Origin of the sequence: Enterobacter cloacae complex sp. SHL001, from assembly GCF_049236825.1 — a bacterium.
Classification (GTDB): Bacteria; Pseudomonadota; Gammaproteobacteria; order Enterobacterales; family Enterobacteriaceae; genus Enterobacter; species Enterobacter hormaechei_C.
In genome coordinates, this window is the sequence record NZ_JBMKIP010000005.1 from 345,286 (window position 1) to 368,797 (window position 23,512).

A 23,512-nucleotide genomic window follows, 5' to 3' on the forward strand; every position below is an offset into this window, starting at 1 on the left:
GAGGCAACCATGTCCACCTCATATTTTGTCGCTGCCGACTGGCTGATTGAGCACGGCGACGACCCGGAAGTTCAGATTATCGACGCGCGCATGGCCCCTCCGGGCCAGGAGCATCGTGACGTTCCCGCTGAATACCGTGCAGGGCACCTGCCTGGCGCGGTATTTTTTGATATCGAAGCCCTCTCCGATCACACCTCTCCCCTGCCGCACATGCTGCCTCGCCCGGAAGCGTTTTCCGTGGCGATGCGCGAGCTGGGCATCAGCAAAGATAAACATCTTGTTGTTTACGATGAAGGTAATCTGTTTTCCGCGCCGCGAGCGTGGTGGATGCTGAAAAACTTCGGCGTGGAAAAGGTATCGATTCTGGCGGGCGGACTTGCAGGCTGGAAGCGCGACGAACTACCGCTTCAGCAGGGTGACGTCACGCTGCCGGAAGGGGAATTTGATGCCACGTTTGACGCTAACGTGGTCAAGCGCCTGACCGATGTGCTGGTCGTGAGCCACGAAAACACGGCGCAAATCGTCGATGCGCGTCCCGCTCCACGTTTCAACGCAGAAGCGGACGAGCCGCGTCCGGGACTGAAACGCGGACATATCCCGGGGGCGCTGAACGTACCGTGGGGCGATCTGGTGTTTGAAGGCGAGCTGAAAACCACCGATGAATTGCGTGCCATTTTTGAACGTCAGGGCGTGGATTTGCATCGTCCGGTTATTGCCAGCTGCGGCTCCGGCGTGACGGCCTGCGTGGTGATCCTGGCGCTGGCAACCCTTGGCGCGAATGACGTGACTCTGTACGACGGCGCCTGGAGTGAATGGGGTGCACGGGACGATCTGCCGGTTGAACCGGCGAAATAATGGATAACCGCCTGGCAACGCTGTTAACGCGCGGATCGTCGCTGACCCGCGCGGAGTATCGCGTCCTCGCCCACCTCACTGAGCATCCATTGCTGGTGGGCAACATCACGGTGCGCGAGCTGGCGCAGGCGACATTTGTCTCTACCGCGACGATTATGCGGCTGTGTCAGAAACTGGGGTTTAGCGGCTTTAGCGAGTTTATCTGGCACTGCAAGCAGCTGCTTTCTGACACGCCGCATATCACCGTACAGCCTGAGCAACATGCGGAAATGCCCGCGCTTTTTACCCGGTTCGTTGCCAACTATCAGCAGACCTTCCAGTGGGTCACTCAGGACAAACGCCAGCAGTTTGCCAGCCTGCTGCGCCAGAAAGAGAGCTTCTTTCTCTACGGCGCCGGGTTTTCGTACCTTTTTGCCGAGTACCTGACCAAGAAGTTGCAGGTGCTGGGAAAAACGGCGTTCATCTCCGGGCCGGGAGACAGCCGGAATATTTTTCTCAGCAACGCCGCGCGCTATCAGGTGTTTATTGCCGTTTCACGCAGCGGCGAAACGGAGCAGGTACTGGATAAAGCGCGGATCGCCAAAAACGTCGGCATGACGATCGTCGCCTTTACCCGCGCGTCGGCCAATACGCTGGCAGGCATGGCGGACGTGCATTTTGCCCTCTATGACGAAGCGGTACATTTCGCCGCCGAAGCCGCAGGGGTAACGTCGTTTGAGTCGAATCTGGTGCTGCTGATGGATTTACTGCTGCTGGAAGCAACGGGGTGAAGGTCACCCCGCCGTAATCAGATAATGCGGTTGGTCTTGAGATCGCGCAGGAAGCCGCCCCAGCGACGCTCGTAGAACGGGGTGATGTGCTCGGTAATAAAGTGGCTGATCCCCTTCTCACCTTTCTTCACCTGACAGATATCAATCGGCTCATCGCCCGGCAGGGTGTCGGTTGCCACGCTTCCCGCTGCCTGGATGATCTCGTCGATATCGCCGTCGGCCTCAATCCCTATCAGCAGAACAGGCTTTTCGTCAGCGCTCTCTTTGATAGAGCAGAGAAACGCGCGTTTTACCGGCTTGATGGTTTTAAACAGCGTGGTCAGGGAGTCAATCATCTGCGCGGGCGGCTCGGCCACTTCAGACAGCAGCAGCGTTTCGCCCCCTTCCAGCACCTCCTGAGTGCTGAGCGGGTTGCCCTCGTCACCAATCAGGTGGCTGATTTCGCGCGGAGTAAACTCTTTCCCGGTCGGCAGTTTGGCGTTGAGGAACAGCGTCTGCCCCAGGGTCATTTCGAACAACGTGCGCACCGGCATCACCACGAACGCCTGTTCGTCTTCTACCGCTTCCTGCAAGGCCTCGAGCGAAGTAAAGAACGGGATCACCGAGGTGCCGTCGTCTTTCTCCCAGTGCAGCAGATCCAGCGCGCTGTCTTCGACAACCTGCTCCCCTTCCGCCGCGGTGCCCGGCACCCAGACGGTGGATTCCAGCAGCGTGCGGAAAAAGGCCGGACGGTGGGCGGGTTCGGTCGCCGCCTGCTCCAGCAGGGTTTCTAATTCGTTTTTGGTTTCTGACATAGTTTGGCTACTTCAAAAAACGCCGGGTGGCGCTTTGCTGACCCGGCCTACAAAACCGTAGGCCCGTGCAAGCGCAGCGCCGCCGGGCAATACGATGACTCCGAAGGCGCGCGTAAGCGTAGCGCTACCCGGCAAAAAAGATCACTCAGCCGTCAGCAGGTTCGCCACGGTACGCACGCCCAGACCGGTCGCACCCGCAGACCACTGCTCAACCGCCGCTTTACGGTAGGTTGCGGAGCAGTCAATGTGCAGCCAGCCTTCATGGTAGTTCTCAACGAAGTGAGACAGGAAGCCTGCTGCGGTGCTTGCCCCCGCCGGGTACGCCGCGCTCGCGGTGTTGTTCAGCTCGGCGAAGTTGGACGGCAGCTGGCTGCGGTGGAACTCGGCCAGCGGCAGACGCCAGAACGGTTCGTTTTCCGCCGCCGCGCTGGCCAGCAGGCGAGCGGCCAGCTTGTCGTCGAAGCTGAACAGGGCGTGATAGTCGTTACCCAGCGCCGTTTTCGCCGCGCCGGTCAGGGTTGCCATGTCGATAATCAGCTCCGGCTTCTGCGCAGAGGCGTCGATCAGGCCGTCGGCCAGCACCAGACGGCCTTCGGCGTCGGTGTTCATCACCTCAACGTTTTTACCGTTGCGGTAGCGAATGATGTCGCCCAGCTTGAAGGCGTTGCCGCTCACCATGTTGTCCGCGCAGCACAGGTAGAGCTTCACGCGCTTGTTCAGACCGCGGGTGATGGCGAACGCCAGCGCGCCGGTAATGGTGGCCGCACCGCCCATGTCGGACTTCATGGAATCCATGAACGCGCTCTGCTTCAGGCTGTAGCCGCCGGTGTCGAAAGTGATGCCTTTTCCGACCAGACAGGCAAAGACCGGCGCTTCTTTATCGCCGGTTGGGTTGTAATCCAGCGCCAGCAGGACCGGAGGACGCTCGGAGCCACGGCCCACGGTGTGGATGCCCATGTAGTTCTGCTCGCGCAGGTCTTCACCTTTGGTGATGCGGTAAGACATCTTGTCGCCCGCCACGCCGCACAGCAGGTCGACGGCGCGCTGCGCCAGCTGCTCAGGGCCTAACTCTTCCGCCGGGGCGTTGATGGTGTCGCGCACCCAGTCGATGATTTGCAGGCGGCTTTCCAGCTCTTTCTGACCGGCTTCGTCGAGGTTCGCCCACTCGATTTTGCGGGTGCCTTTCGGGCCTTTGTAGCCTGCCCAGAATGCCCAGCTGCGGTCGGTGTCCCAGCTTTCGCCTTCCAGCGACACATGCTTAATGCCAAGGCCGTCAATTTTACGCGCGGCGCGCTGGATCAGGCCCAAATCATCATTGCCCGTCAGGTGCAGGGTAATACCGTCGTTGTTGATGCTGTAGGTGGCTTTTTCGCCCCAGCGTGCGTCGGCTGGCTGCGTGGAGAGCGTAATCTTCATCGCTTCGGTCATTTTATTTATCCTTATTAGCAACTAGCAAACGGGCCGCCTGAAGGCAGCCCGTTTATGTTATCTATTCTGCTTCATCTAACCAGACTAACAGAATCGCCTCCAGAATTTTTTCATTGGATGCGTTTGGATCGTCGTCAAAATCTTCCAGATCGCAAATCCACTGATGCATATCGGTGAATCGTACGGTCTTCGGATCGAGATCCGGGTTCGCGTCGTAGAGCGCCTCGCCGATTTCACGGCTGTCTGTCCACTTCAGTCCCATATCAATGCTCGCGTGCGTGGTTGATGGTGTAACGTGGGAACTCCACGACCAGATCTTCATCGGTCACCGCGGCCTGGCAGCTTAAGCGGCTGTCGGGCTCCAGACCCCATGCTTTGTCCAGCATGTCGTCTTCGTCTTCGGTGCTCTCTGCAAGAGAGTCGAAACCTTCACGCACGATGCAGTGGCACGTTGTGCAGGCACAGGATTTTTCACAGGCGTGTTCCACTTCGATACCTGCACGCAGGGCTACATCGAGAATGGTTTCACCGGTCTTCGCTTCCAGAACAGCGCCATCCGGACAGAGGTCCGCATGAGGCAAAATTACAATTTTTGGCATATTAAACCTCGTCCACGGACTGGCCTTTCAGCGCGACGCGGACAGATTTGTCCATGCGGCGAGCAGCGAAGTCCTGGGTTTGTTTATCAACGTTTTTAATGGCTTCTTCTATTGCGTCAGCGTCATTGCCTTCGGCGACTGCGCTTAAGCGCGCGGCAGCGTCGTCAATCACCTGGCGCTCAGCGGCGCTTAACAGCGCGGCATCGGCAGCGAGCGCGCCGTTCAGGCTTTCCAGCACGCGTGCGGCTTCCACTTTTTGTTCGGCCAGCATACGCGCCTTCACATCCTGCTCGGCGTAGCTCATTGAGTCCTGAATCATGGAGGCGATTTCGCCATCGGTCAGGCCGTAGGACGGCTTCACCTGGATGGACGATTCCACGCCGGTCGATTTTTCCATCGCCGTGACGCTCAGCAGGCCGTCCGCATCCACCTGGAAGGTGACGCGAATATGCGCCCCGCCCGCCGGCAACGCCGGAATTCCGCGCAGCGCAAAGCGCGCCAGAGAGCGGCAGTCCTGCACCAGCTCGCGCTCGCCCTGCATCACGTGGATGGACATCGCGGTCTGGCCGTCTTTGAAGGTAGTAAACTCCTGCGCGCGCGCCACCGGAATGGTGGTGTTACGCGGAATGACTTTCTCCACCAGGCCGCCCATGGTTTCTAAACCCAGAGACAGCGGGATGACGTCCAGCAGCAGCATTTCGCTGTCCGGCTTGTTGCCGACCAGGATATCGGCCTGGATAGCGGCGCCCACGGCAACCACTTTGTCCGGGTCGATAGAGGTCAACGGCGTGCGGCCAAAGAATTCGCCCACGCGCTCGCGCACCAGCGGCACGCGGGTTGAGCCGCCAACCATAACCACTTCCAGCACCTCGCTGGCCTCCACGCCCGCATCTTTCAATGCGCGACGGCAGGCCAGCAGGGTACGCTTAACCAGAGGCGCGATCAGTTCGCTGAACTGATTGCGGGTGATCTCACCCTGCCAGCCCGCAACGTTAACCGTGACCGATTGCGCGTCGCTCAGGGCGATTTTGGCGTCGATGGCCGCATCCAGCAGTTCACGCTGTACGCGCGCATCGCTGCGATCGCTGATGCCCGCCTGCTCGCGGATGTAGTCTGCCAGCAGATGGTCGAAGTCATCGCCGCCGAGCGCGGAATCCCCGCCGGTCGCCAGCACTTCGAACACGCCGCGGCTCAGGCGCAGGATTGAGATATCAAACGTCCCGCCGCCGAGATCGTAAACCGCAATAACCCCTTCCTGACCGGAATCGAGGCCGTAGGCAATGGCCGCCGCCGTCGGTTCGTTCAGCAGACGCAGCACATGCAGGCCCGCCAGACGCGCGGCGTCTTTGGTGCCCTGACGCTGTGCATCGTCGAAGTAGGCCGGAACGGTGATTACCACGCCGTCGAGATCGCCGCCGAGCGTCGCCGTGGCGCGCGCCGCCAGCGCTTTGAGGATGTCAGCGGAAACGCGAATCGGGTTCAGCAGACCGGCAGACGTCGCGATCATCGGCAGGCCGTTTTCGCTGGCCTGTAGCTGATACGGCAGATGCGGGTAACGGGTCTGGATATCAGCCAGCGAGCGGCCCATCATGCGCTTAACCGAGCTGATGGTATTGGCCGGATCGCGCGCGGCGTTGGTGCGGGCATCAAACCCGACCGCGTGACCCTGCTGCTGGTAGTGGACCACGGAAGGCAGCAGATGGCGGCCCTGCTCGTCAGCCAGCGTTTCCGCCTGGCCGCTGCGCACGGTCGCCACGAGGGAATTGGTGGTGCCCAGGTCAATACCGACCGCCAGACGACGCTGGTGCGGTGCGACGCTTAAGCCAGGCTCACTAATTTGTAATAAGGCCATAATTGCTTCCGAAATTAAAAATCGAGCAGCTTTTCTTCGAGTTGTTCAGCACTGCTTCGCAGTTTATCGAGAAAACGGAGTTTGCGCACAGTGTCTGCCGCCACGTCCCAGGTCTCGTTGTTCAGTTGCTCCACCATCTGCTGATGGCGGGTATCGAACATGCCCTTTACGCGCGTGATAAAGCTTTCCAGACGCGCTTCGTCTTTAGCCTGTTCAATTTCATCCAGCTCTTCGCGCAGCTCCAGCTGTTCCATCAGAAAGGCGGTGTCGCGCACGGTATGCTGTTCGCTCGCCAGATCGAAACCGTGGAGCGAGAGCAGATATTCTGCACGCGCCAGCGGATGACGCAGCGTTTGCCAGGCCTGGTTGATGGTTGCGGAGTGTGACACCGCAGCCAGCTGCTCTGCCTGCGTCCCGCTGGCGAATTTATCCGGATGGTACTGACGCTGGAGATCCTGAAAACGGACCGTCAGCGCCTGGAGATCGATCGGGTATTGAGCGGGTAGTCCGAAGAGAGTGAAGTAATCCATAACAATCTCAGGGGTAGCCTGTTAGAACAAACCCCACGCGTAGCAAAGCCACGGTGGGGTTTCGGATGACGCGCGGTTAAACGTGGAAGCTTTCGCCGCAACCACACTCGTCTTTGACGTTCGGATTCGTGAATTTGAACCCTTCGTTCAGGCCTTCTTTTACGAAGTCCAGCTGAGTGCCGTTGAGGAATTGCAGGCTTTTGCCATCGACCACCACCTTCACGCCCTTGTCTTCAAACACGGTGTCATCAGACGCCGGTTCGTCAACAAACTCCAGTACGTAAGCCATACCAGAACAGCCGGAGGTACGTACGCCCAGTCGCAGGCCAAAGCCTTTACCACGGTTCGCCAGAAAAGAGCTTACTCGCGCGGCAGCGCTGTCGCTAAGGGTAATCGACATACTCAAACCTCAATTATTTTGCTTCACGTTTGCTTTTGTAATCCGCAATGGCGGCTTTGATCGCGTCTTCTGCCAGAATTGAGCAGTGAATTTTCACCGGCGGCAGTTCGAGTTCTTCAGCAATATCCGTGTTCTTGATTGCCTGTGCTTCGTCCAGAGACTTGCCCTTCACCCATTCGGTGACCAGGGAGCTGGAAGCGATAGCAGAACCGCAGCCGTAGGTCTTGAAGCGCGCGTCTTCAATGATACCTTCATTGTTGACTTTAATCTGCAACTTCATCACGTCGCCACACGCTGGCGCGCCAACCATACCGCTACCGACAGATTCATCGCTGTTGTCAAAAGAGCCAACGTTGCGCGGGTTCTCGTAATGATCGATAACTTTTTCGCTGTATGCCATGATTGAATTCTCCTTATGTACCGATTAGTGATGTGACCATTCAATGCTGTTCAGATCCACGCCCTGCTTGAACATTTCCCACAGTGGAGAAAGGTCGCGCAGACGGCCAATGGAGTTACGAACCAGTTTGATGGTGTAGTCAATCTCTTCTTCGGTAGTAAAACGACCTAAAGAGAAACGGATAGAGCTGTGTGCCAGCTCGTCAGTCATACCCAGCGCGCGCAGCACGTAGGATGGCTCCAGGCTTGCAGACGTACAGGCAGAACCGGAAGAAACCGCCAGGTCTTTCAGCGCCATGATCAGCGATTCACCTTCAACATAGTTGAAGCTGACGTTGAGGATGTTTGGCGCGCCCTGCTCGAGATCGCCGTTCAGATACACTTCTTCCATATCTTTCACGCCGTCCCATAGACGGTTACGCAGCGTACGCAGGCGTGCCATCTCGGTTTCCATCTCTTCTTTCGCGATGCGATACGCTTCGCCCATGCCCACGATCTGGTGAACAGGCAGCGTACCGGAACGCATGCCGCGCTCGTGACCACCGCCGTGCATCTGTGCTTCGATGCGGATACGTGGCTTACGACGAACGTACAGCGCGCCGATACCTTTCGGACCATAGATTTTGTGACCGGAGAAGGACATCAGGTCCACTTTCAGCTGGCTCAGGTCGATAGGCAGTTTGCCCACGCTCTGGGTCGCATCCACGTGGTAGATGATGCCGCGCGCACGGCACATTTCGCCGATGGTTGCGATGTCCTGCACAACGCCGATTTCGTTGTTAACGTGCATGATGGAAACCAGAATGGTGTCATCACGCATGGCCGCTTCGAGCTCTTTCAGGTCGATGATCCCGTTGCTCTGCGGCGCCAGGTAAGTCACTTCGAACCCTTCACGCTCCAGCTGACGGCAGGTGTCCAGCACGGCTTTGTGTTCGGTTTTGCTGGTGATAATGTGCTTGCCTTTTTTCTGATAAAAGTTGGCAGCACCTTTGATCGCCAGGTTGTCGGATTCGGTCGCACCGGAGGTGAAAACAATTTCACGCGGGTCGGCACCGACCAGGTCAGCAATCTGATTACGGGCGATATCAACCGCCTCTTCAGCATGCCAGCCAAAACGGTGAGAACGGGAAGCTGGGTTACCAAAGTTTCCGTCCAGGGTCAGACACTGCATCATTTTCTCGGCAACACGCGGGTCCACCGGCGTGGTTGCGGAGTAATCGAGATAAATCGGTAATTTCATTGCTCTATAAACTCCGTACATCGCTTCAATGCAAGGAATCAGGCAACCGGCTGGATGTACGACCGAGTACGCGGGGCGAGCTAACGCCCCGGCCTGATTCTGAAATACTTATCTTTTTAATTACGCGCGCAGTTTAACGTCGATGGCGTCCTGCGAACGGGTGCTGCGCTGTGATTCATGGCTTTGCTGACGACCCGACACGTCCAGAACTTCCTGGTTATTCACCAGTTCACCCAGGGTGATGTTGTTCAGGAAGCCGGTCAGACGGTCGCTCAGATCGCGCCACAGCGCGTGGGTCAGGCACTTATCGCCGCCCTGGCAGCCGCCTTTACCCTGGCAACGGGTCGCGTCGACGGATTCGTCAACGGCGCTAATCACTTCGCCAACCGCAATACTGCCTGCGTCTTTACCCAGCAGATAACCGCCGCCCGGGCCACGAACGCTGGACACCAGTCCATTTTTACGCAGTCTGGAGAACAGCTGTTCCAGGTAAGAGAGGGAGATCCCTTGTCGTTCAGAAATATCAGCCAACGGAACCGGGCCCGCTTCGGAGTTGAGCGCAACGTCCAGCATCGCGGTCACGGCATAACGCCCTTTAGATGTCAGTCTCATGTCTTACTTAACCTCAAACTCGCCCCTGCCCGGGGTTTTTTATTGTAAAATGGGGGTATTGCATAGCAGGGCCAAGTCTGACATTCCTGACTAAATTGGTCAACTATTTACTTGACTGTTTTAGTCAGGTATTTAACCTTCTGTGCCGTATTTTGCCCGGCGGCGCTGCGCTTGCACGGGCCTACGGGCTTTGTAGGCCGGGTAAGCGCAGCGCCACCCGGCGAACAGACGACACTATTCCTTATTCTTCTGCTCAATCGACGCCAGAATCCCGCGCAGGATGTTCAGCTCCTGGCTTTCCGGACGCGCGCGCGTGAACATACGGCGCAGCTTGTTCATCACCTGGCCTGGATGGCCTTCACGGATAAAGCCGGTAGCGAGCAGCGTCTGCTCCAGATGACCGTAGAAGCGCTCGAGGTCGTCCACCAGCGGGTAGGCCGTCTCTTCTTTAGGTTCGACCGGTTTCTCCTGCGTCGCCAGCCATGCCATGCGCACTTCGTAGGCGATCACCTGCACCGCCATCGCCAGATTCAGCGAGCTGTATTCCGGATTGGCGGCAATCGCCACGTGATAGTGGCACTTCTGTAATTCCTCGTTGGTCAGGCCAACACGTTCACGGCCAAACACCAGCGCAACCGGCGCCTGTTCCGCTTCTGAGATGCTTTTCAGGCCGCATTCGCGCGGGTCCAGCATCGGCCAGGGCAGCGTACGGGAGCGCGCGCTGGTCCCCACCACCAGGCTGCAACCGGCCAGGGCTTCATCCAGGGTGTCCACGATCTGCGCATTCCCAATCACGTCGCTGGCGCCGGCCGCCAGAGCAATAGCCTGAGAGTCTGGTTTCACCAGCGGATTCACCAGCCACAGGTTCGTTAAGCCCATGGTTTTCATAGCGCGGGCCACAGAGCCCATGTTGCCGGTGTGCGATGTTTCGACCAGCACGATTCGAATGTTTTGCAGCATAATTTTTAAATGTCTGGATTCAGTGTCTGAAGAATATTCGGGCATATTATCATAAACGAGAGACATAATCCGATCCCGCTGCTATACTCTGCGCCGATTTTCCTGTTCTTTAACATCCAGTGAGAGAGACCGATGCATCCGATGCTGACCATCGCCGTGCGCGCAGCGCGCAAGGCGGGTAATGTAATTGCCAAACACTACGAAACCCCAGACTCCGTAGAAACCAGCCAGAAAGGCAGCAATGATTTCGTGACGAACGTAGATAAAGCCGCAGAAGCGATTATTATCGAAACGATCCGCAAATCTTACCCGCAGCACACCATCATCACCGAAGAAAGCGGTGAACATGAAGGTACCGATCAGGATGTTCAATGGGTTATCGATCCACTGGATGGCACCACCAACTTCGTCAAACGCCTGCCACACTTCTCTGTGTCTATCGCAGTACGCATCAAAGGCCGTACTGAAGTCGCCGTTGTTTACGATCCAATGCGTAACGAACTGTTCACCGCGACCCGCGGTCAGGGCGCGCAGCTGAACGGCTACCGTCTGCGTTGCAGCAATGCACGCGATCTGGACGGCACGATTCTGGCGACCGGCTTCCCGTTCAAGGCGAAGCAGCACGCAACCACTTATATGAATATCCTGGGCAAGCTGTTCACCGAATGCGCGGACTTCCGTCGCACCGGCTCTGCTGCACTGGATCTGGCCTACGTCGCGACCGGCCGCGTTGACGGTTACTTTGAGCTGTCTCTGAAGCCGTGGGACTTCGCGGCGGGCGAGCTGATCGCTCGTGAAGCTGGCGCGATTGTTTGCGACTTCACCGGCGGCCATAACTATATGTCTACCGGCAACATCGTTGCAGGTAACCCGCGCGTTGTTAAAGCCATGCTGGCAAACATGCGTGATGAACTGAGCGATGCGCTGAAGCGTTAATTCAGTCTGTTAAGCCCGGTGGCGCCACGCTTACCGGGCCTACAACACGCCTCAGATACGGCTAGAAAGGCCGCACCCCCCTTCCCACCGGCACCGCGCTCATCCACATTGTCACCGCAGCCACCAGCAGAATCACCCCGCCCGCCAGCGCCAGAGTCGTCCAGCCAACCTGTCGCCACAATACCGGCGTTTTATTGCCGCTGAGTTTTACCGCCAGCTGACGGAAGCTGTGCACCAGCAGGGCTAACGAAGAGATCGTCAGAGACGTTCCCGCCGCCATCGCCAGCGCCGAGAGCATGCCCCAGCCAAATACGCCTGTCACTTTGCTGAACAACAGCACCATGATTGCGCCCGAGCATGGACGCATCCCCATTGAGAGAACAATCATCAGGCGCGCACGCCAGTCCTCACTGTTCTGTAATTGTTCCTGCGTCGGCAGATGCTGATGCCCGCACCCGCAGTTTTCATGGTGAACGTGATGCGGTGTAAAGGATTTGAATTTTGGTTTTCGCAGCAACGCGCGCAATTTTTTCAGCGCCCGCCAGCAGAGGATCAGCCCCAGCACGCCTACCAGCGCGTAACTCCCCTTCTCCAGCCAGAAGCTGCTCATATGCAGCTGGCGGGCCGGCAGCTGTAGCAGCGAAAGGACGACCACGACCAGCGCAATCGCCACACCGCCCTGAAGTAAAGAAGAAGCCAGCGTCAGGCCGATACTCGATTTCAGCTTCGACGGATGCGTGGCAAGCCAGGTCGTGATGACGATTTTGCCGTGCCCCGGTCCCAGGGCATGCAGCACGCCATAGATAAAGCTGAACGCCAGAAGAGCGCCGCCCGCTTTGGTCGGATTTTCCGCCACGGCTTTCAGCAGACCGCTCATCTGCTGATTAACTTCCCGCTGCCAGAGGATGCTTTTCATCATCACCTGCGGCCATGCCTGCCACAGCCAGAGCGCGCCGCCAACCGCTAACAACAAAAAAAGCGCCAGAGGCCAGAGGTGCAGCCAGCGACGCGGCTTACTGACGGGAGAGGAGATCACTGACATTGTAACGTCACCTCCTGCGCAAACTGTTTACCTAACTCCATGTCTTCAGGGGGCGCATCGTCTTTATCAAGAGAAACGGCAAAGTTCAGCATCTCTTCGCTGGGTTTCGGGGTGTGCACGGCAATTTTGCAGCTTTTTTGCAGCGCGTCCGGCAACCGTACGTCGCTGTCATTGTCATAGCGCATGTCGACATAGTAGGTTGGGTCAAACGTAGAAAACCTGTACTTCTGCCCGGCCAGCGGTTGAGGGTGCGCCAGCGGAAGGATAAAGGTCAGCACCGCCTGATGTCCGTCGCGGGTCATACCGTACACCGTGGGACGGTTGAGAAATTTCACCTTTTGTCCGTTGTGCCAGAACTCGGTGAAGTAGTGCTGACCCAGCACGTTGGCCATCACTTCCGCCGCCAGCTTTTTCCAGATCTCATCGCCGGGCTTTGCGTTTCCGGCATCGTACAGCAGGTCGGCGGAGGTGATTTCATCCATCGTCCAGCGCATTTTCAGGCCGCTGAGCTGCGTGCCGTCCGTCACCAGTTCGGTTTTCAGGCTGATAAAACTATGAGGATGTGCGCCGGCGGCACAAGTGAAAACCGCCAAAAATAACGCTACCGCGCTTTGTTTAACTATTTGCATCTGTTCCTCACGTCAAAAATTCTGTGATGTTCGCCAGCAATCCTGAGTGAAAGGCCTGCCGGTGCGCTTTTCAGCGCCCATCCTTTAGCTATTCTTATCAAACATTCACACTGGATACCCGACAGATGATGACGACGCTTGAAATTCCATCTGTGCTTTCCAGTTCGCAGCGCCGCTGCCAGGTGCTTTTGATGCTTTACCTGCCCGATGCTGCCATCACCGCACAGAGCATAATCGCTGCCAACGGCGTGGACGACGTCATGGCACGGCAAGATATAGCCGAGACGCGCGATGAAATCCAGCGCTATCATCGGCTTGATATTGTCACGCACCATGATGGCTGCTACCGAATTGAGGGTTCCGCCCTGAATCAACGTTTGTGCCTGCTGCACTGGCTGCGCAGGGCGCTTCGGCTCTGTCCACATTTTGTTGCCCAACAGTTTACCCCTGCCTTAAAAACCGCGCTTAAACAGCACGGCATTGCCCGCCCGCTTTATGACGATGCGAACCTTCGGGCGCTTATCAACTTTTGTGCGCGCAAGCTTCAGCGCCAGTTTGAGTCCCGCGACGTACAGTTTTTACAGCTTTATCTGCAATATTGTCTGATTCAGCATCATCTGGGCAATACGCCAGAGTTTTCGCCCGTTCAGCGCAGCTGGACGCAGTCCCGAGGGGAATACTTTACGGCGCAGGAAATTGTCCGCCACTGGAAACGGCGCGTCCCGCAGGGAACTCACAGCGATGAACAGCTGTTCCTGGCACTGCTGTTTATGATGCTTCGCACACCCGACCCGGTGATGGATAAACACCAGCAGGATCAGCGCCTGCGTCGCGCCATCGTGCGTATGATTGCCCGTTTCCGGGCGCAAACCGGGATGAACTTCAGCGATGAGCAAGGGCTGACCGATCAGCTTTATATTCATCTGGCTCAGGCGCTGGACCGCTCCTTATTTGACATCGGCATCGACAACAGTCTGCCGGAAGAGATCCACCGTTTATACCCCCGGCTGCTGCGCACCACTAAAGAGGCGCTGTTTGAGCTGGAAGCCGAATTTGGTCTGCGATTCTCCGGTGAAGAGATGGCTCTGGTGGCGGTGATTTTTGGTGCCTGGCTGATGCAGGAGACCGACCTGCATGAAAAACAGGTGGTTCTGTTAACGGGGGAAGATAAAGCCTGCGAAGCGTTAATTGAGCAGCAGCTTCGCGAGCTGACGCTGCTGCCGCTCAATATTCGTTATCTTAGCCTGGAGGCGTTTAAGAAGGAGGGCGCCCCCCGCGAGGCAGCGCTGGTCATTACGCCTTATCCAACCGCCCTGCCGCTGTTCTCGCCGCCGCTCATTCATGCCGTTGAGACCCTGAACACGCAGCAGCAGGAACATATTCGCGTTATGCTCGAATCGTAGTTACGTGCGAGCAGCGACTTTAGGGCGGATGACGATGGCAGGTAAAGCGACCAGCGCCATCACCCAGAACACACCGTGCCCCAGGTGCTGATAGAGGAAACCGGCAAATACGGTCATCACCGCAATACTGCCGCCCATCGCCACCGCTGAATAGACCGCCTGAAGACGAATAACGTCCCCACCCTCTCGCGCCGCGATGTAGCGCATCGCCGCCAGATGGCACACGGTGAAGGTTCCGCAGTGCAGAATTTGCGCCACAATCAGCCACGGCAGCTCAGTCGTCCAGCCCATGATGCCCCAGCGCACCACGCCGCAAACGGCGGAAAGCAGCAGCAGGTCACGCGCCCCGAAACGACGGAAAAGTTTTTGGCTCAGCGCGAAGATAATGACCTCCGCCACCACGCCGAGCGACCACAGGTAGCCTACCGCAGAAGCCGAGTAGCCCGCCCCCTGCCAGTAGATGGCGCTGAAGCCGTAATAGGCCGCATGTGCCCCCTGGAGCAGACAGACGCAGGCCAGGAAACGCCAGCTTTGCGCCACCAGCGAGCGCCAGGCGGGCCAGCCGGCGCTCTCCTGATGGCGGCTTTCGCCCTGCGGCATTACCGACGGACGCAGCAACATACCGAGCAGCATCGAGGCGATGCCGAGCGTTAACAGCGCCAGAATGGCACGATAGTCATAGAGACTGACCAGTTTCCCGACCAGCGCAGAGCCGATCACGAAGGCAATCGATCCCCACAGGCGCACGCGGCCATAGTCCATGGTGATCTGCTTTTGCCAGGTGTTCGCCAGGGCATCCGTCAGCGGCACCAGCGGGGAGAAGAACAGATTAAAGCCAACCATTACCACCATCAGCCAGGCAAACTGATGGCTGACCCAGAAGCAGGCCGCAAAGACCAGCGTCAGCAGGGCCAGAATTCGCACCGCTTTAATCAGTAAGGAGGGATCGCTGACGCGGGGCGCAATCAGCAGGCTACCCAGGAAACGTGCCACCAGCCCCGCGCCCAGCAGGATGCCAATGGTCTCAGGCGTCAGACCAATTCCCTTGAGCCAGACGCTCCAGAAAGGCAAAAAAATACCGTAACTAAAGAAATAGGTGAAATAGCTGAGCGCCAGCCAGCGCGTGGAATGCAAGACCATGAATCCCTCCCGAAATGGAGGCGATAGTCTGGCGTTAATCCCTGATTTTAGCAAGTCGTTAGCGCGCTATAAATTAACGATAAATTAACATCATGGACAGCCGGTCGGCGTATGGCGAGAGCGGCAAAATTGTATTACGTTTAAAGAACATCGCCTGAAGAGGTCGTTTGCCATGAACAGCTTACGTTATTTCGATTTCGGCTCCTCTCGTTCTTTCCTGCTTTTAATTGCCCGCATTGCTATTGTGGTCCTGTTTATTATTTTCGGTTATCCCAAGCTGACGGGGTTTAGCGGCACCGTTCAGTATATGACGTCGCTCGGCGCCCCCATGCCCATGCTGGCCGCCATTGTTGCGGTGGTGATGGAAGTCCCCGCCTCGATTCTGATCGTGCTGGGCTTTTTCACCCGCCCCCTCGCGGTGATCTTTGTCTTCTATACGCTGGGAACAGCGGTGATTGGTCACCACTACTGGGATATGACGGGCGATGCGGTTCTGCCAAATATGATTAACTTCTACAAAAATGTAAGTATCGCTGGCGGCTTTATTTTGCTGGCGATTACCGGGCCGGGGGCCATCTCCCTCGACCGACGTTAGCCCATAAAAAAAGGCCGCATGAGCGGCCTTTTTCAGTTCTGCGACGCAGAGAATTATGCGTACACCGGGAAGCGTGCGCAGATGTCCAGAACTTTACCTTTAACGCGCTCGATAACCGCGTCGTCATTGATGTTGTCCAGAACGTCACACATCCAGCCCGCCAGCTCTTTCACTTCCGCTTCTTTAAAGCCACGGCGAGTTACGGCCGGAGAACCGATACGGATACCGGAAGTCACGAACGGGCTCTTCGGATCGTTTGGCACGCTATTTTTGTTGACGGTAATGTTGGCGCGGCCGAGGGCTGCGTCAGCTTCTTTACCGGTCAGGTTCTTATCAACCAGGTCCAGCAGGAACAGGTGGTTTTCAGTCCCGCCAGAGACCACTTTGTAGCCACGGTTCAGGAACACTTCCACCATCGCTTTGGCGTTTTTAGCAACCTGCTGCTGATAAACCTTGAACTCTGGCTCCATCGCTTCTTTCAGCGCGACGGCTTTCGCGGCGATAACGTGCATCAGCGGGCCGCCCTGGGCGCTTGGGAACACGGCGGAGTTCAGCTTTTTGTACAGCTCTTCGTCACCGCCTTTCGCCAGGATCAGGCCACCGCGTGGACCCGCCAGGGTTTTGTGGGTAGTGGTGGTTACAACGTGCGCATGTGGAACCGGGTTCGGGTAAACGCCTGCCGCAATCAGACCGGCAACGTGCGCCATGTCGACGAACAGGTACGCGCCGATGCTGTCAGCGATTTCACGCATTTTTGCCCAGTCAACGATGCCGGAGTAAGCAGAGAAGCCACCGATGATCATCTTCGGCTTGTGCTCTTTGGCCTGCTTCGCCATGTCTTCGTAGTCAATTTTGCCGGACTCATCAATACCGTAAGGGATGATGTTGTACAGTTTGCCAGAGAAGTTAACCGGGGAGCCGTGAGTCAGGTGGCCGCCCTGCGCCAGGTTCATACCCAGAACGGTATCGCCCGGCTGCAACAGCGCGGTGTAAACAGCGAAGTTAGCCTGAGAGCCAGAGTGCGGCTGGACGTTCGCGTAGTCAGCGCCAAAGAGTTCTTTCGCACGGTCAATCGCCAGCTGCTCGACGATATCAACGTATTCGCAACCGCCGTAGTAGCGCTTGCCCGGATAACCTTCAGCATATTTGTTGGTCAGCTGAGAACCCTGCGCCTGCATTACGCGCGGGCTGGTGTAGTTTTCGGAGGCGATCAGTTCGATGTGCTCTTCCTGACGTACTTTTTCCTGCTCCATAGCCTGCCACAGTTCGGCATCATAATCGGCAATGTTCATTTCACGCTTTAACATCCGCATCTCCTGACTCAGCTAACAAGTAAATTTTTGGCCTGAAAAGGCAGTCCTGTTGGACGACGGGCAACAGTATAACTGAATAGTTCTGCGATAACAGGTCTTGACAAACGATTTTACGCAAACGTTTACCTCCACGCCACGCAAGGGTTTGAGCAATAAAGCTCTCGCCATTTTCAACGGATTTCTTTTCAGCTTTGTGATGCATATTTTTCACGATGCAAAGAACCATTTACATTGCAGGGGTATTTTTATAAGATGCATATAAAATACATCATTAAAGTAACATCAGAAGGAAGCTGCTATGCTCGACGCCCAAACCATCGCTACCGTGAAAGCCACAATCCCCCTGCTGGTTGAAACGGGTCCTAAACTGACCGCCCATTTCTACGATCGCATGTTCGCGCATAACCCGGAGCTCAAAGAGATTTTCAACATGAGCAACCAGCGTAACGGCGATCAGCGCGAAGCGCTGTTTAACGCTATTGCCGCCTATGCCAGCAACATCGAAAACCTGCCGGCTCTGCTGCCTGCGGTGGAAAAAATCGCCCAGAAGCACACGAGCTTCCAGATCAAACCTGAGCAGTACAACATCGTCGGCAGTCACCTGCTGGCAACCCTGGACGAAATGTTCAGCCCGGGCCAGGAAGTGCTGGATGCCTGGGGTAAGGCCTATGGCGTGCTGGCAAACGTATTCATCAACCGTGAAGCGCAGATCTACAGCGAAAACGCCAGCAAGAATGGCGGCTGGGAAGGCACGCGCGCCTTCCGCATCGTTGAGAAAACCCCGCGCAGCGCACTGATCACCAGCTTTGAGTTTGAGCCAGTGGACGGTCAGCCGGTTGCCGATTACCAGCCGGGCCAGTATCTGGGCGTCTGGCTGAAGCCTGAAGGCTTCCCGCACCAGGAGATTCGCCAGTATTCCCTGACCCGCAAGCCAGACGGCAAAGGCTATCGCATTGCGGTTAAACGTGAGGAAGGCGGTCAGGTATCCAACTGGCTGCATAACGAAGCCAGCGTGGGCGACGTGGTCCATCTGGCGGCACCGGCGGGCGATTTCTTTATGGCCGTTGAAACGAATACCCCGGTGACGTTGATCTCCGCAGGCGTAGGTCAGACGCCAATGCTGGCGATGCTGGATACGCTGGCGAAAGCAAACCACAGCGCGCAGGTTAACTGGTTCCACGCGGCGGAGAACGGTGATGTGCACGCCTTTGCGGATGAAGTCAAAGCGCTCGGAGCGACCCTGCCGCGTTTCACCGCGCATACCTGGTATCGCCTGCCGACGGAGGCAGACCGCGCAGCGGCTCGTTTCGACAGCGAAGGCCTGATGAATTTAGGGCAGCATGAAGGGGCGTTCAGCGCACCGGGGATGCAGTTCTACGTTTGTGGGCCAGTAGCGTTTATGCAGTATGCCGCGAAGCAGCTGGTAGACCTGGGCGTGAATAAAGACAACATTCATTACGAATGTTTCGGCCCGCATAAAGTGCTGTAATCGCCCGGCGGCGCTGCGCTTGCACGGGCCTACGAAGGGTTTTTTAGGCCGGGTACGCGCAGCGCCACCCGGCAAGAATGTTAAATCGCCGCGTCGTCTTCTTCGCCGGTACGGATACGGATCACGCGCGCCACGTCAAAGACGAAGATTTTCCCGTCGCCAATTTTACCGGTCTGCGCCGTGCGGATGATGGTATCCACACAGGTATCGACGATATCATCGCTCACCACGATCTCGATTTTCACTTTCGGCAGAAAGTCCACCATGTACTCTGCGCCACGGTATAGCTCGGTGTGGCCCTTCTGACGACCAAAACCTTTCACTTCAGTTACGGTCATCCCGGTGATGCCTACTTCTGCCAGCGCTTCACGTACATCATCCAGTTTGAAAGGTTTAATAATCGCATCAATCTTTTTCATGGTGGGTCCTTAAACTCTTGCCAGTAAGCAGCCTCGTAATCGGTTGCTCACAGTATCATATTCAGGCGAATTTTGCGGTATTACTCTTTAAAATCGTTCGCTTCCAGCTCGTGGCGTGAGAGCAATTTATAAAACTCGGTACGGTTACGCCCGGCCATGCGCGCCGCGTGGGTCACGTTGCCTTTGGTGATTTGCAGCAGCTTACGCAGATAGTTCAGCTCGAACTGGTTTCGCGCTTCCGCAAACGTCGGTAAGGCCGTGTTTTCCCCCTCGAGCGCCTGCTCCACCAGCGCATCGCTGATCACCGGCGATGACGTCAGCGCCACGCACTGCTCAATCACGTTCACCAGCTGGCGTACGTTGCCCGGCCAGCTTGCGGTCATCAGGCGTTTCATCGCATCGGTGGAGAACGCGCGCACGAATGGTTTGTGGCGGTCAGCGGCCTGGCGCAAAAGGTGATTTGCCAGCAGCGGGATATCTTCCGCACGCTCGGCCAGCGCCGGGATTTTCAGGTTGACGACATTCAGTCGATAGTAAAGATCTTCACGGAACTCGTTGCGCGCCATCACCTTGGGTAAATCGCGATGGGTAGCGGAAATAATACGCACGTTGATATCGATATCGCGGTTGCTGCCAAGCGGACGCACTTTTCGCTCCTGCAACACGCGCAGCAGTTTGACCTGCAACGGCGCGGGCATATCGCCAATTTCATCAAGAAACAGCGTGCCCCCCTCAGCCGCCTGGAACAGCCCTTCACGGCTGCTCACCGCGCCGGTAAAGGCGCCGCGGGCATGGCCGAAGAGCTCAGACTCAAGCAGCTGTTCCGGCAGCGCGCCACAGTTGATGGCAATAAAGGCATTTTTACTGCGCGGGCTGGCGTTGTGGATCGCCTGGGCCAGGATCTCTTTCCCGGTCCCGCTCTGGCCGTTGATCAGCACGCTAACGTCGGATTGCGCCACCATCCGCGCCTGTTCCAGCAGGCGCAGCATCACAGGGCTACGCGTCACGATGGATTCACGCCAGGCGTCGTCGCCGGATGGCGCCGCATGCTCAAGGGCGCTGTCGATTGCTTTATAGAGAGCGTCTTTATCCACTGGTTTGGTGAGGAAGCTGAATACTCCCTGCTGCGTTGCGGCCACCGCATCAGGAATAGATCCGTGAGCGGTGAGGATAATCACCGGCATCCCGGGCTGCTGCTTCTGGATCTCCGTGAACAGTTGCAGGCCATCCATTTCATCCATGCGCAAATCGCTGATCACCAGATCGATTTTCTCGCGGCTGAGCACTTTCAGCCCCTCCTGCCCGCTTTCAGCGGTGACCACGCTGTAGCCTTCGCTGACCAGACGCATTCCCAGCAGCTTTAACAGCCCGGGATCGTCATCCACCAGTAACAGATGGGCAGGTTTACGGCTTGTCATGGCTTCACATCCTCTTGTTTCGGCGTCTCACTGTCTGGCGTCGTGGCAGAGTTGCCTTTCGACCCATCGGGCAGATAGCTGCCTGCCGGCTTACGCGTCGAGAGCTGTCTTTCGATATCGGTCAGATTTTCGAGCTTGCGGGTGGTGGTTTCCAGCTGCTCGCGCAGCGACTCCTGCTGCTGGCGAAGCGCATCAAGCTCGCTGTCGCTCGACTGCTGCAATTTGCTGTAGCGGAAACGCTCTTCAGACAGTTGTAATTGCAGGGTTTGTCCATCCCGCCAGAGCTGATAGACCGGGCGCACCTGCGGGGGAATATTGATCACGTAAGTATCCAGCCGCGTCACGTTGGCGCGGCGTTCGACAGGCGTGATTCTGGCATCCGCCATCACGATCCCACGTTTAAACGCGTCCTGCCAGGTATCGTCCACCAGCATCGCCGCCTGGGCACGGGCCTCGGCGGGCGCCAGCCGCTGGGCGCAGTCTATTCCGCGCAGCCAGAACAGCGGATTGGATTCAACATCACGCCCCGACAGGTTCCAGATATCATCGCAACGTGTTGAAAGGAAATCGGCCAGCTGTTTTTGCGGCCATTTATCTTCCTGTTTGTGGCTAATTGCACTTTTCGGCGCATGGGTTACACAGCCGGCCAGCAGTAAGCAGGGCAGGCTCAGGCGCACATTTTTGCTGGAAAACACCGCGCGCAGTGCGCGGTAAAAGACGTGTGACATACTCACCAGGTTGTTATTCATTTCATTGATTTTTCCGGCTCAAGAGGCAGTTCGATACGAAAACAGACATCGGCGCGTTCATCACTCACGATGTTAAGCTCACCCTGCATGCGTCGTATGCAGTCGCGGGCAATACTCAGCCCCAGACCACTTCCTTTTACCGCACCTTTTCGCTGATGACTCCCCTGGAAGAAGGGCTCAAAGATCATCGTTTTTTCATCATCCGGAATCGGGCTTCCCGTATTCGCTACGTCAATAAATACCCGCGAACCGTTGTTATTGCTTCTGATATAAATGGTACCGGATTCAGTACCATAGTGCACCGCATTGGAATAAAGATTATCCAGTACGCTCATCAACAGCATCGGCTCTGCCAGGCAGGAAGGCGCATTGAGATCCACCTGGGTATGCATCATTTTAGCTCTTGCTGGCAGGCTATGGGCGGAGATCACCATGTCCACCAGCGGTTCAATCTCAACGCTTTCAAGCACCACAGCACCATCCGCCAGCTTGCGGTTATAGTCCAGCAGTTGTTCAATAAGTTTTTGTAAATTGCGGCTACTGGCATCCAGAATCGCCACGATCTCTTTTTGCTCAGGGGTTAACGGCCCCGCTACTTCGTCTGCCAGCAGCTCCGTGCCTTCACGCATACTGGCCAGCGGTGTTTTGAGTTCGTGTGAGATATGGCGCAGGAACTGATGACGCTGCGATTCCAGCCACGCCAGGCGTTCAGAAAGCCAGATGATACGCTGACCGACCGAGCGCAGCTCGCGCGGGCCTTTAAAAACAACCGTATCCCCGAGAGATTTGCCCTCCCCCAGGCGGTTAATCATCCGCTGGATCCCCTTTACGGGGCCGATGATCATGCGGGTAAAGAGCAGTACCAGCCCAAGGCTGACGAGGAACAGCACCAGCGCCTGCCAGCCGAAGAACTGGCCGCGCTCGGCAATCTCCTGCTGGAGTTGCTGCCCACGGGAAAAGATAACCGTACGGGTGGACTGCACCATCTCCGTATTGGCGTTCGCGAAGGCTTCAAGTCGGGCGGCGGCGGCGGCATCAGGACCGCTGTTTTTGCACTGGAGCTGCGCCAGATCGTTCAGATCCTGACGCAGCGCCTGATAGAGTTTGTCATCCGGCAAGACCCCGGCATGGGCATCCAGCATTTCGCTGTAGCGTTTACGCTGGTTCTGATAGACCCTCTCCAGCGTGCGGTCGTCCAGCACGCAGTACTGGCGATAGCTACGCTCCATCTCCAGCGCGGCGTTGGTCATTGCCTCGCTACGGCGGGCATCAATAAGCGTGGTGCGGTTAGTCAGGGCCGCCTGGGCACTTAACGCATTCAGGCTTTGCCATGCCTGCCACGCCAGAACCAGCAAAGGTAGCAGGATCAGCAGGAAGGCCATCATAACGAGCTGTCGCAGGGAGCGAGGGAAAGCGGGCCAGCGTTTCAACACATTACTCTCATCATCCGGGTTTGAGGAGAGCGTAACTGAGTCTGCCCTTCAGATACAACAAAGCCGGGTAAAAACCCGGCTTTGTCATGGAATAAGGCGGTGCCTAACTCGACGTTTCGCCCTGGCCTGATAAAGCATTGCAATAATCAGTAGTTGGACGGCAGGCACCTTTTTGTGCGTCATTCGAAGTTTATGTAGCACGTCCCGAAGGGGCTGACATAAGAAGGTGAATGAGCCACTGGTTACTATTATGCAACGCGCGTGCCAGATTGCAAAAATTGATACTATCCTTATGATTAATAATCGTTTTATTATTAAAATGCATTGATTGTCAGGTGAATGATTCCCAGGCTAAGTGTCGCTATTAAGCAACACCTTAACGGGAACCCGTCCTGACATATATAAATCAATAAGTTAAATGTCTCTTATTGGAGACACTCAACCCAGAGGATTGTCGCGATTTTGCGACAGGTACAAAAAAGCCCGGTGGCGCTCGCGCTTACCGGG

At 56.8% G+C, this 23,512-nt stretch carries 25 protein-coding genes; 6 read left to right on the forward strand and 19 right to left on the reverse strand.

Features of this window, described 5'->3' with window-relative positions; genetic code table 11:
• Window positions 1-9 precede the first annotated feature (9 nt).
• Complete coding sequence (sseA, locus tag ACOTYH_RS16145; RefSeq protein ID WP_017383536.1) at window positions 10-855, forward strand: 3-mercaptopyruvate sulfurtransferase; 846 nt, start codon at window positions 10-12, stop codon at window positions 853-855.
• The gene (locus tag ACOTYH_RS16150; RefSeq protein ID WP_015572161.1) at window positions 855-1,625 is read left to right on the forward strand and encodes a MurR/RpiR family transcriptional regulator; all 771 of its coding nucleotides are present in this window, start codon (window positions 855-857) and stop codon (window positions 1,623-1,625) included. Before sseA ends, ACOTYH_RS16150 begins: the two co-directional genes overlap by 1 nt.
• A 17-nt stretch (window positions 1,626-1,642) precedes the next feature.
• Here ACOTYH_RS16150 and sseB read toward each other — a convergent pair whose 3' ends face one another.
• From sseB to trmJ, 11 genes are all read right to left on the reverse strand, one after another.
• The gene (gene sseB, locus ACOTYH_RS16155) at window positions 1,643-2,419 is read right to left on the reverse strand and encodes an enhanced serine sensitivity protein SseB (RefSeq protein WP_023325069.1); all 777 of its coding nucleotides are present in this window, start codon (window positions 2,417-2,419) and stop codon (window positions 1,643-1,645) included.
• 141 nt (window positions 2,420-2,560) lie between these two features.
• The gene (gene pepB / locus ACOTYH_RS16160) at window positions 2,561-3,847 is read right to left on the reverse strand and encodes an aminopeptidase PepB (RefSeq protein ID WP_032654483.1); all 1,287 of its coding nucleotides are present in this window, start codon (window positions 3,845-3,847) and stop codon (window positions 2,561-2,563) included.
• A gap of 61 nt (window positions 3,848-3,908) precedes the next feature.
• Window positions 3,909-4,109 carry a Fe-S cluster assembly protein IscX gene (gene iscX, locus ACOTYH_RS16165; RefSeq protein WP_003860650.1) on the reverse strand — a complete coding sequence of 67 codons (201 nt, stop codon included), beginning with the start codon at window positions 4,107-4,109 and terminating at the stop codon, window positions 3,909-3,911.
• A 1-nt stretch (window position 4,110) separates the two neighbouring features.
• Window positions 4,111-4,446, reverse strand: coding sequence for an ISC system 2Fe-2S type ferredoxin (gene fdx / locus ACOTYH_RS16170; RefSeq protein WP_003860652.1), 336 nt, complete (start codon window positions 4,444-4,446; stop codon window positions 4,111-4,113).
• A 1-nt stretch (window position 4,447) separates the two neighbouring features.
• Entirely contained in the window at window positions 4,448-6,298 is a 1,851-nt protein-coding gene (gene hscA, locus ACOTYH_RS16175; protein ID WP_421637824.1) for a Fe-S protein assembly chaperone HscA, read from the reverse strand.
• A 14-nt stretch (window positions 6,299-6,312) separates the two neighbouring features.
• Window positions 6,313-6,828, reverse strand: a complete 516-nt coding sequence (hscB, locus tag ACOTYH_RS16180; protein WP_003860657.1) for a co-chaperone HscB — start codon at window positions 6,826-6,828, stop codon at window positions 6,313-6,315.
• A gap of 76 nt (window positions 6,829-6,904) precedes the next feature.
• Window positions 6,905-7,228: an iron-sulfur cluster assembly protein IscA gene (gene iscA, locus ACOTYH_RS16185; RefSeq protein WP_003860659.1), complete on the reverse strand. Its 324-nt coding sequence runs from the start codon at window positions 7,226-7,228 to the stop codon at window positions 6,905-6,907.
• 13 nt (window positions 7,229-7,241) lie between these two features.
• Window positions 7,242-7,628, reverse strand: coding sequence for a Fe-S cluster assembly scaffold IscU (iscU, locus tag ACOTYH_RS16190; protein WP_003860661.1), 387 nt, complete (start codon window positions 7,626-7,628; stop codon window positions 7,242-7,244).
• A 24-nt stretch (window positions 7,629-7,652) separates the two neighbouring features.
• Window positions 7,653-8,867: a cysteine desulfurase gene (iscS, locus tag ACOTYH_RS16195; protein ID WP_003860663.1), complete on the reverse strand. Its 1,215-nt coding sequence runs from the start codon at window positions 8,865-8,867 to the stop codon at window positions 7,653-7,655.
• A 120-nt stretch (window positions 8,868-8,987) separates the two neighbouring features.
• Window positions 8,988-9,479, reverse strand: coding sequence for a Fe-S cluster assembly transcriptional regulator IscR (iscR, locus tag ACOTYH_RS16200; protein ID WP_015572158.1), 492 nt, complete (start codon window positions 9,477-9,479; stop codon window positions 8,988-8,990).
• A 234-nt stretch (window positions 9,480-9,713) separates the two neighbouring features.
• Window positions 9,714-10,439 carry a tRNA (cytosine(32)/uridine(32)-2'-O)-methyltransferase TrmJ gene (gene trmJ / locus ACOTYH_RS16205; RefSeq protein ID WP_058685888.1) on the reverse strand — a complete coding sequence of 242 codons (726 nt, stop codon included), beginning with the start codon at window positions 10,437-10,439 and terminating at the stop codon, window positions 9,714-9,716.
• A gap of 132 nt (window positions 10,440-10,571) precedes the next feature.
• Here trmJ and suhB point away from each other — a divergent pair, with 132 nt between their 5' ends.
• Window positions 10,572-11,375: an inositol-1-monophosphatase gene (suhB, locus tag ACOTYH_RS16210; RefSeq protein ID WP_003860668.1), complete on the forward strand. Its 804-nt coding sequence runs from the start codon at window positions 10,572-10,574 to the stop codon at window positions 11,373-11,375.
• 61 nt (window positions 11,376-11,436) lie between these two features.
• Here the strand turns inward: suhB and ACOTYH_RS16215 are convergent, their stop codons facing one another.
• Complete coding sequence (locus ACOTYH_RS16215; protein WP_045333743.1) at window positions 11,437-12,417, reverse strand: nickel/cobalt transporter; 981 nt, start codon at window positions 12,415-12,417, stop codon at window positions 11,437-11,439.
• Window positions 12,408-13,046: a DUF1007 family protein gene (locus ACOTYH_RS16220; protein WP_033487460.1), complete on the reverse strand. Its 639-nt coding sequence runs from the start codon at window positions 13,044-13,046 to the stop codon at window positions 12,408-12,410. Before ACOTYH_RS16220 ends, ACOTYH_RS16215 begins: the two co-directional genes overlap by 10 nt.
• 125 nt (window positions 13,047-13,171) lie before the next feature.
• Between ACOTYH_RS16220 and csiE the strand changes: the two genes are divergently transcribed.
• A complete protein-coding gene (gene csiE / locus ACOTYH_RS16225) occupies window positions 13,172-14,449 on the forward strand; it encodes a stationary phase inducible protein CsiE (RefSeq protein ID WP_023295156.1) in 1,278 nt (425 codons plus the stop codon).
• On the opposite strand, the gene ACOTYH_RS16230 is transcribed toward csiE, so the two are convergent.
• Window positions 14,450-15,589: a 3-phenylpropionate MFS transporter gene (locus ACOTYH_RS16230; RefSeq protein ID WP_023295157.1), complete on the reverse strand. Its 1,140-nt coding sequence runs from the start codon at window positions 15,587-15,589 to the stop codon at window positions 14,450-14,452.
• A gap of 172 nt (window positions 15,590-15,761) precedes the next feature.
• Between ACOTYH_RS16230 and ACOTYH_RS16235 the strand changes: the two genes are divergently transcribed.
• Window positions 15,762-16,184, forward strand: coding sequence for a DoxX family protein (locus ACOTYH_RS16235; RefSeq protein ID WP_032654499.1), 423 nt, complete (start codon window positions 15,762-15,764; stop codon window positions 16,182-16,184).
• A gap of 53 nt (window positions 16,185-16,237) precedes the next feature.
• On the opposite strand, the gene glyA is transcribed toward ACOTYH_RS16235, so the two are convergent.
• Complete coding sequence (glyA, locus tag ACOTYH_RS16240; RefSeq protein WP_003860678.1) at window positions 16,238-17,491, reverse strand: serine hydroxymethyltransferase; 1,254 nt, start codon at window positions 17,489-17,491, stop codon at window positions 16,238-16,240.
• Between the two features lie 304 nt (window positions 17,492-17,795).
• Between glyA and hmpA the strand changes: the two genes are divergently transcribed.
• Complete coding sequence (hmpA, locus tag ACOTYH_RS16245; RefSeq protein ID WP_017383546.1) at window positions 17,796-18,986, forward strand: NO-inducible flavohemoprotein; 1,191 nt, start codon at window positions 17,796-17,798, stop codon at window positions 18,984-18,986.
• Between the two features lie 80 nt (window positions 18,987-19,066).
• On the opposite strand, the gene glnB is transcribed toward hmpA, so the two are convergent.
• From glnB to qseE, 4 genes are all read right to left on the reverse strand, one after another.
• Window positions 19,067-19,405, reverse strand: coding sequence for a nitrogen regulatory protein P-II (glnB, locus tag ACOTYH_RS16250; protein WP_003860685.1), 339 nt, complete (start codon window positions 19,403-19,405; stop codon window positions 19,067-19,069).
• A gap of 80 nt (window positions 19,406-19,485) precedes the next feature.
• Complete coding sequence (gene glrR, locus ACOTYH_RS16255) at window positions 19,486-20,823, reverse strand: two-component system response regulator GlrR (protein WP_015572150.1); 1,338 nt, start codon at window positions 20,821-20,823, stop codon at window positions 19,486-19,488.
• Window positions 20,820-21,572, reverse strand: coding sequence for a two-component system QseEF-associated lipoprotein QseG (gene qseG, locus ACOTYH_RS16260; RefSeq protein WP_015572149.1), 753 nt, complete (start codon window positions 21,570-21,572; stop codon window positions 20,820-20,822). Before qseG ends, glrR begins: the two co-directional genes overlap by 4 nt.
• Window positions 21,569-23,002, reverse strand: coding sequence for a two component system sensor histidine kinase QseE/GlrK (qseE, locus tag ACOTYH_RS16265; protein WP_003860691.1), 1,434 nt, complete (start codon window positions 23,000-23,002; stop codon window positions 21,569-21,571). The genes qseG and qseE overlap by 4 nt, the downstream gene beginning before the upstream one ends.
• Window positions 23,003-23,512 lie beyond the last annotated feature (510 nt).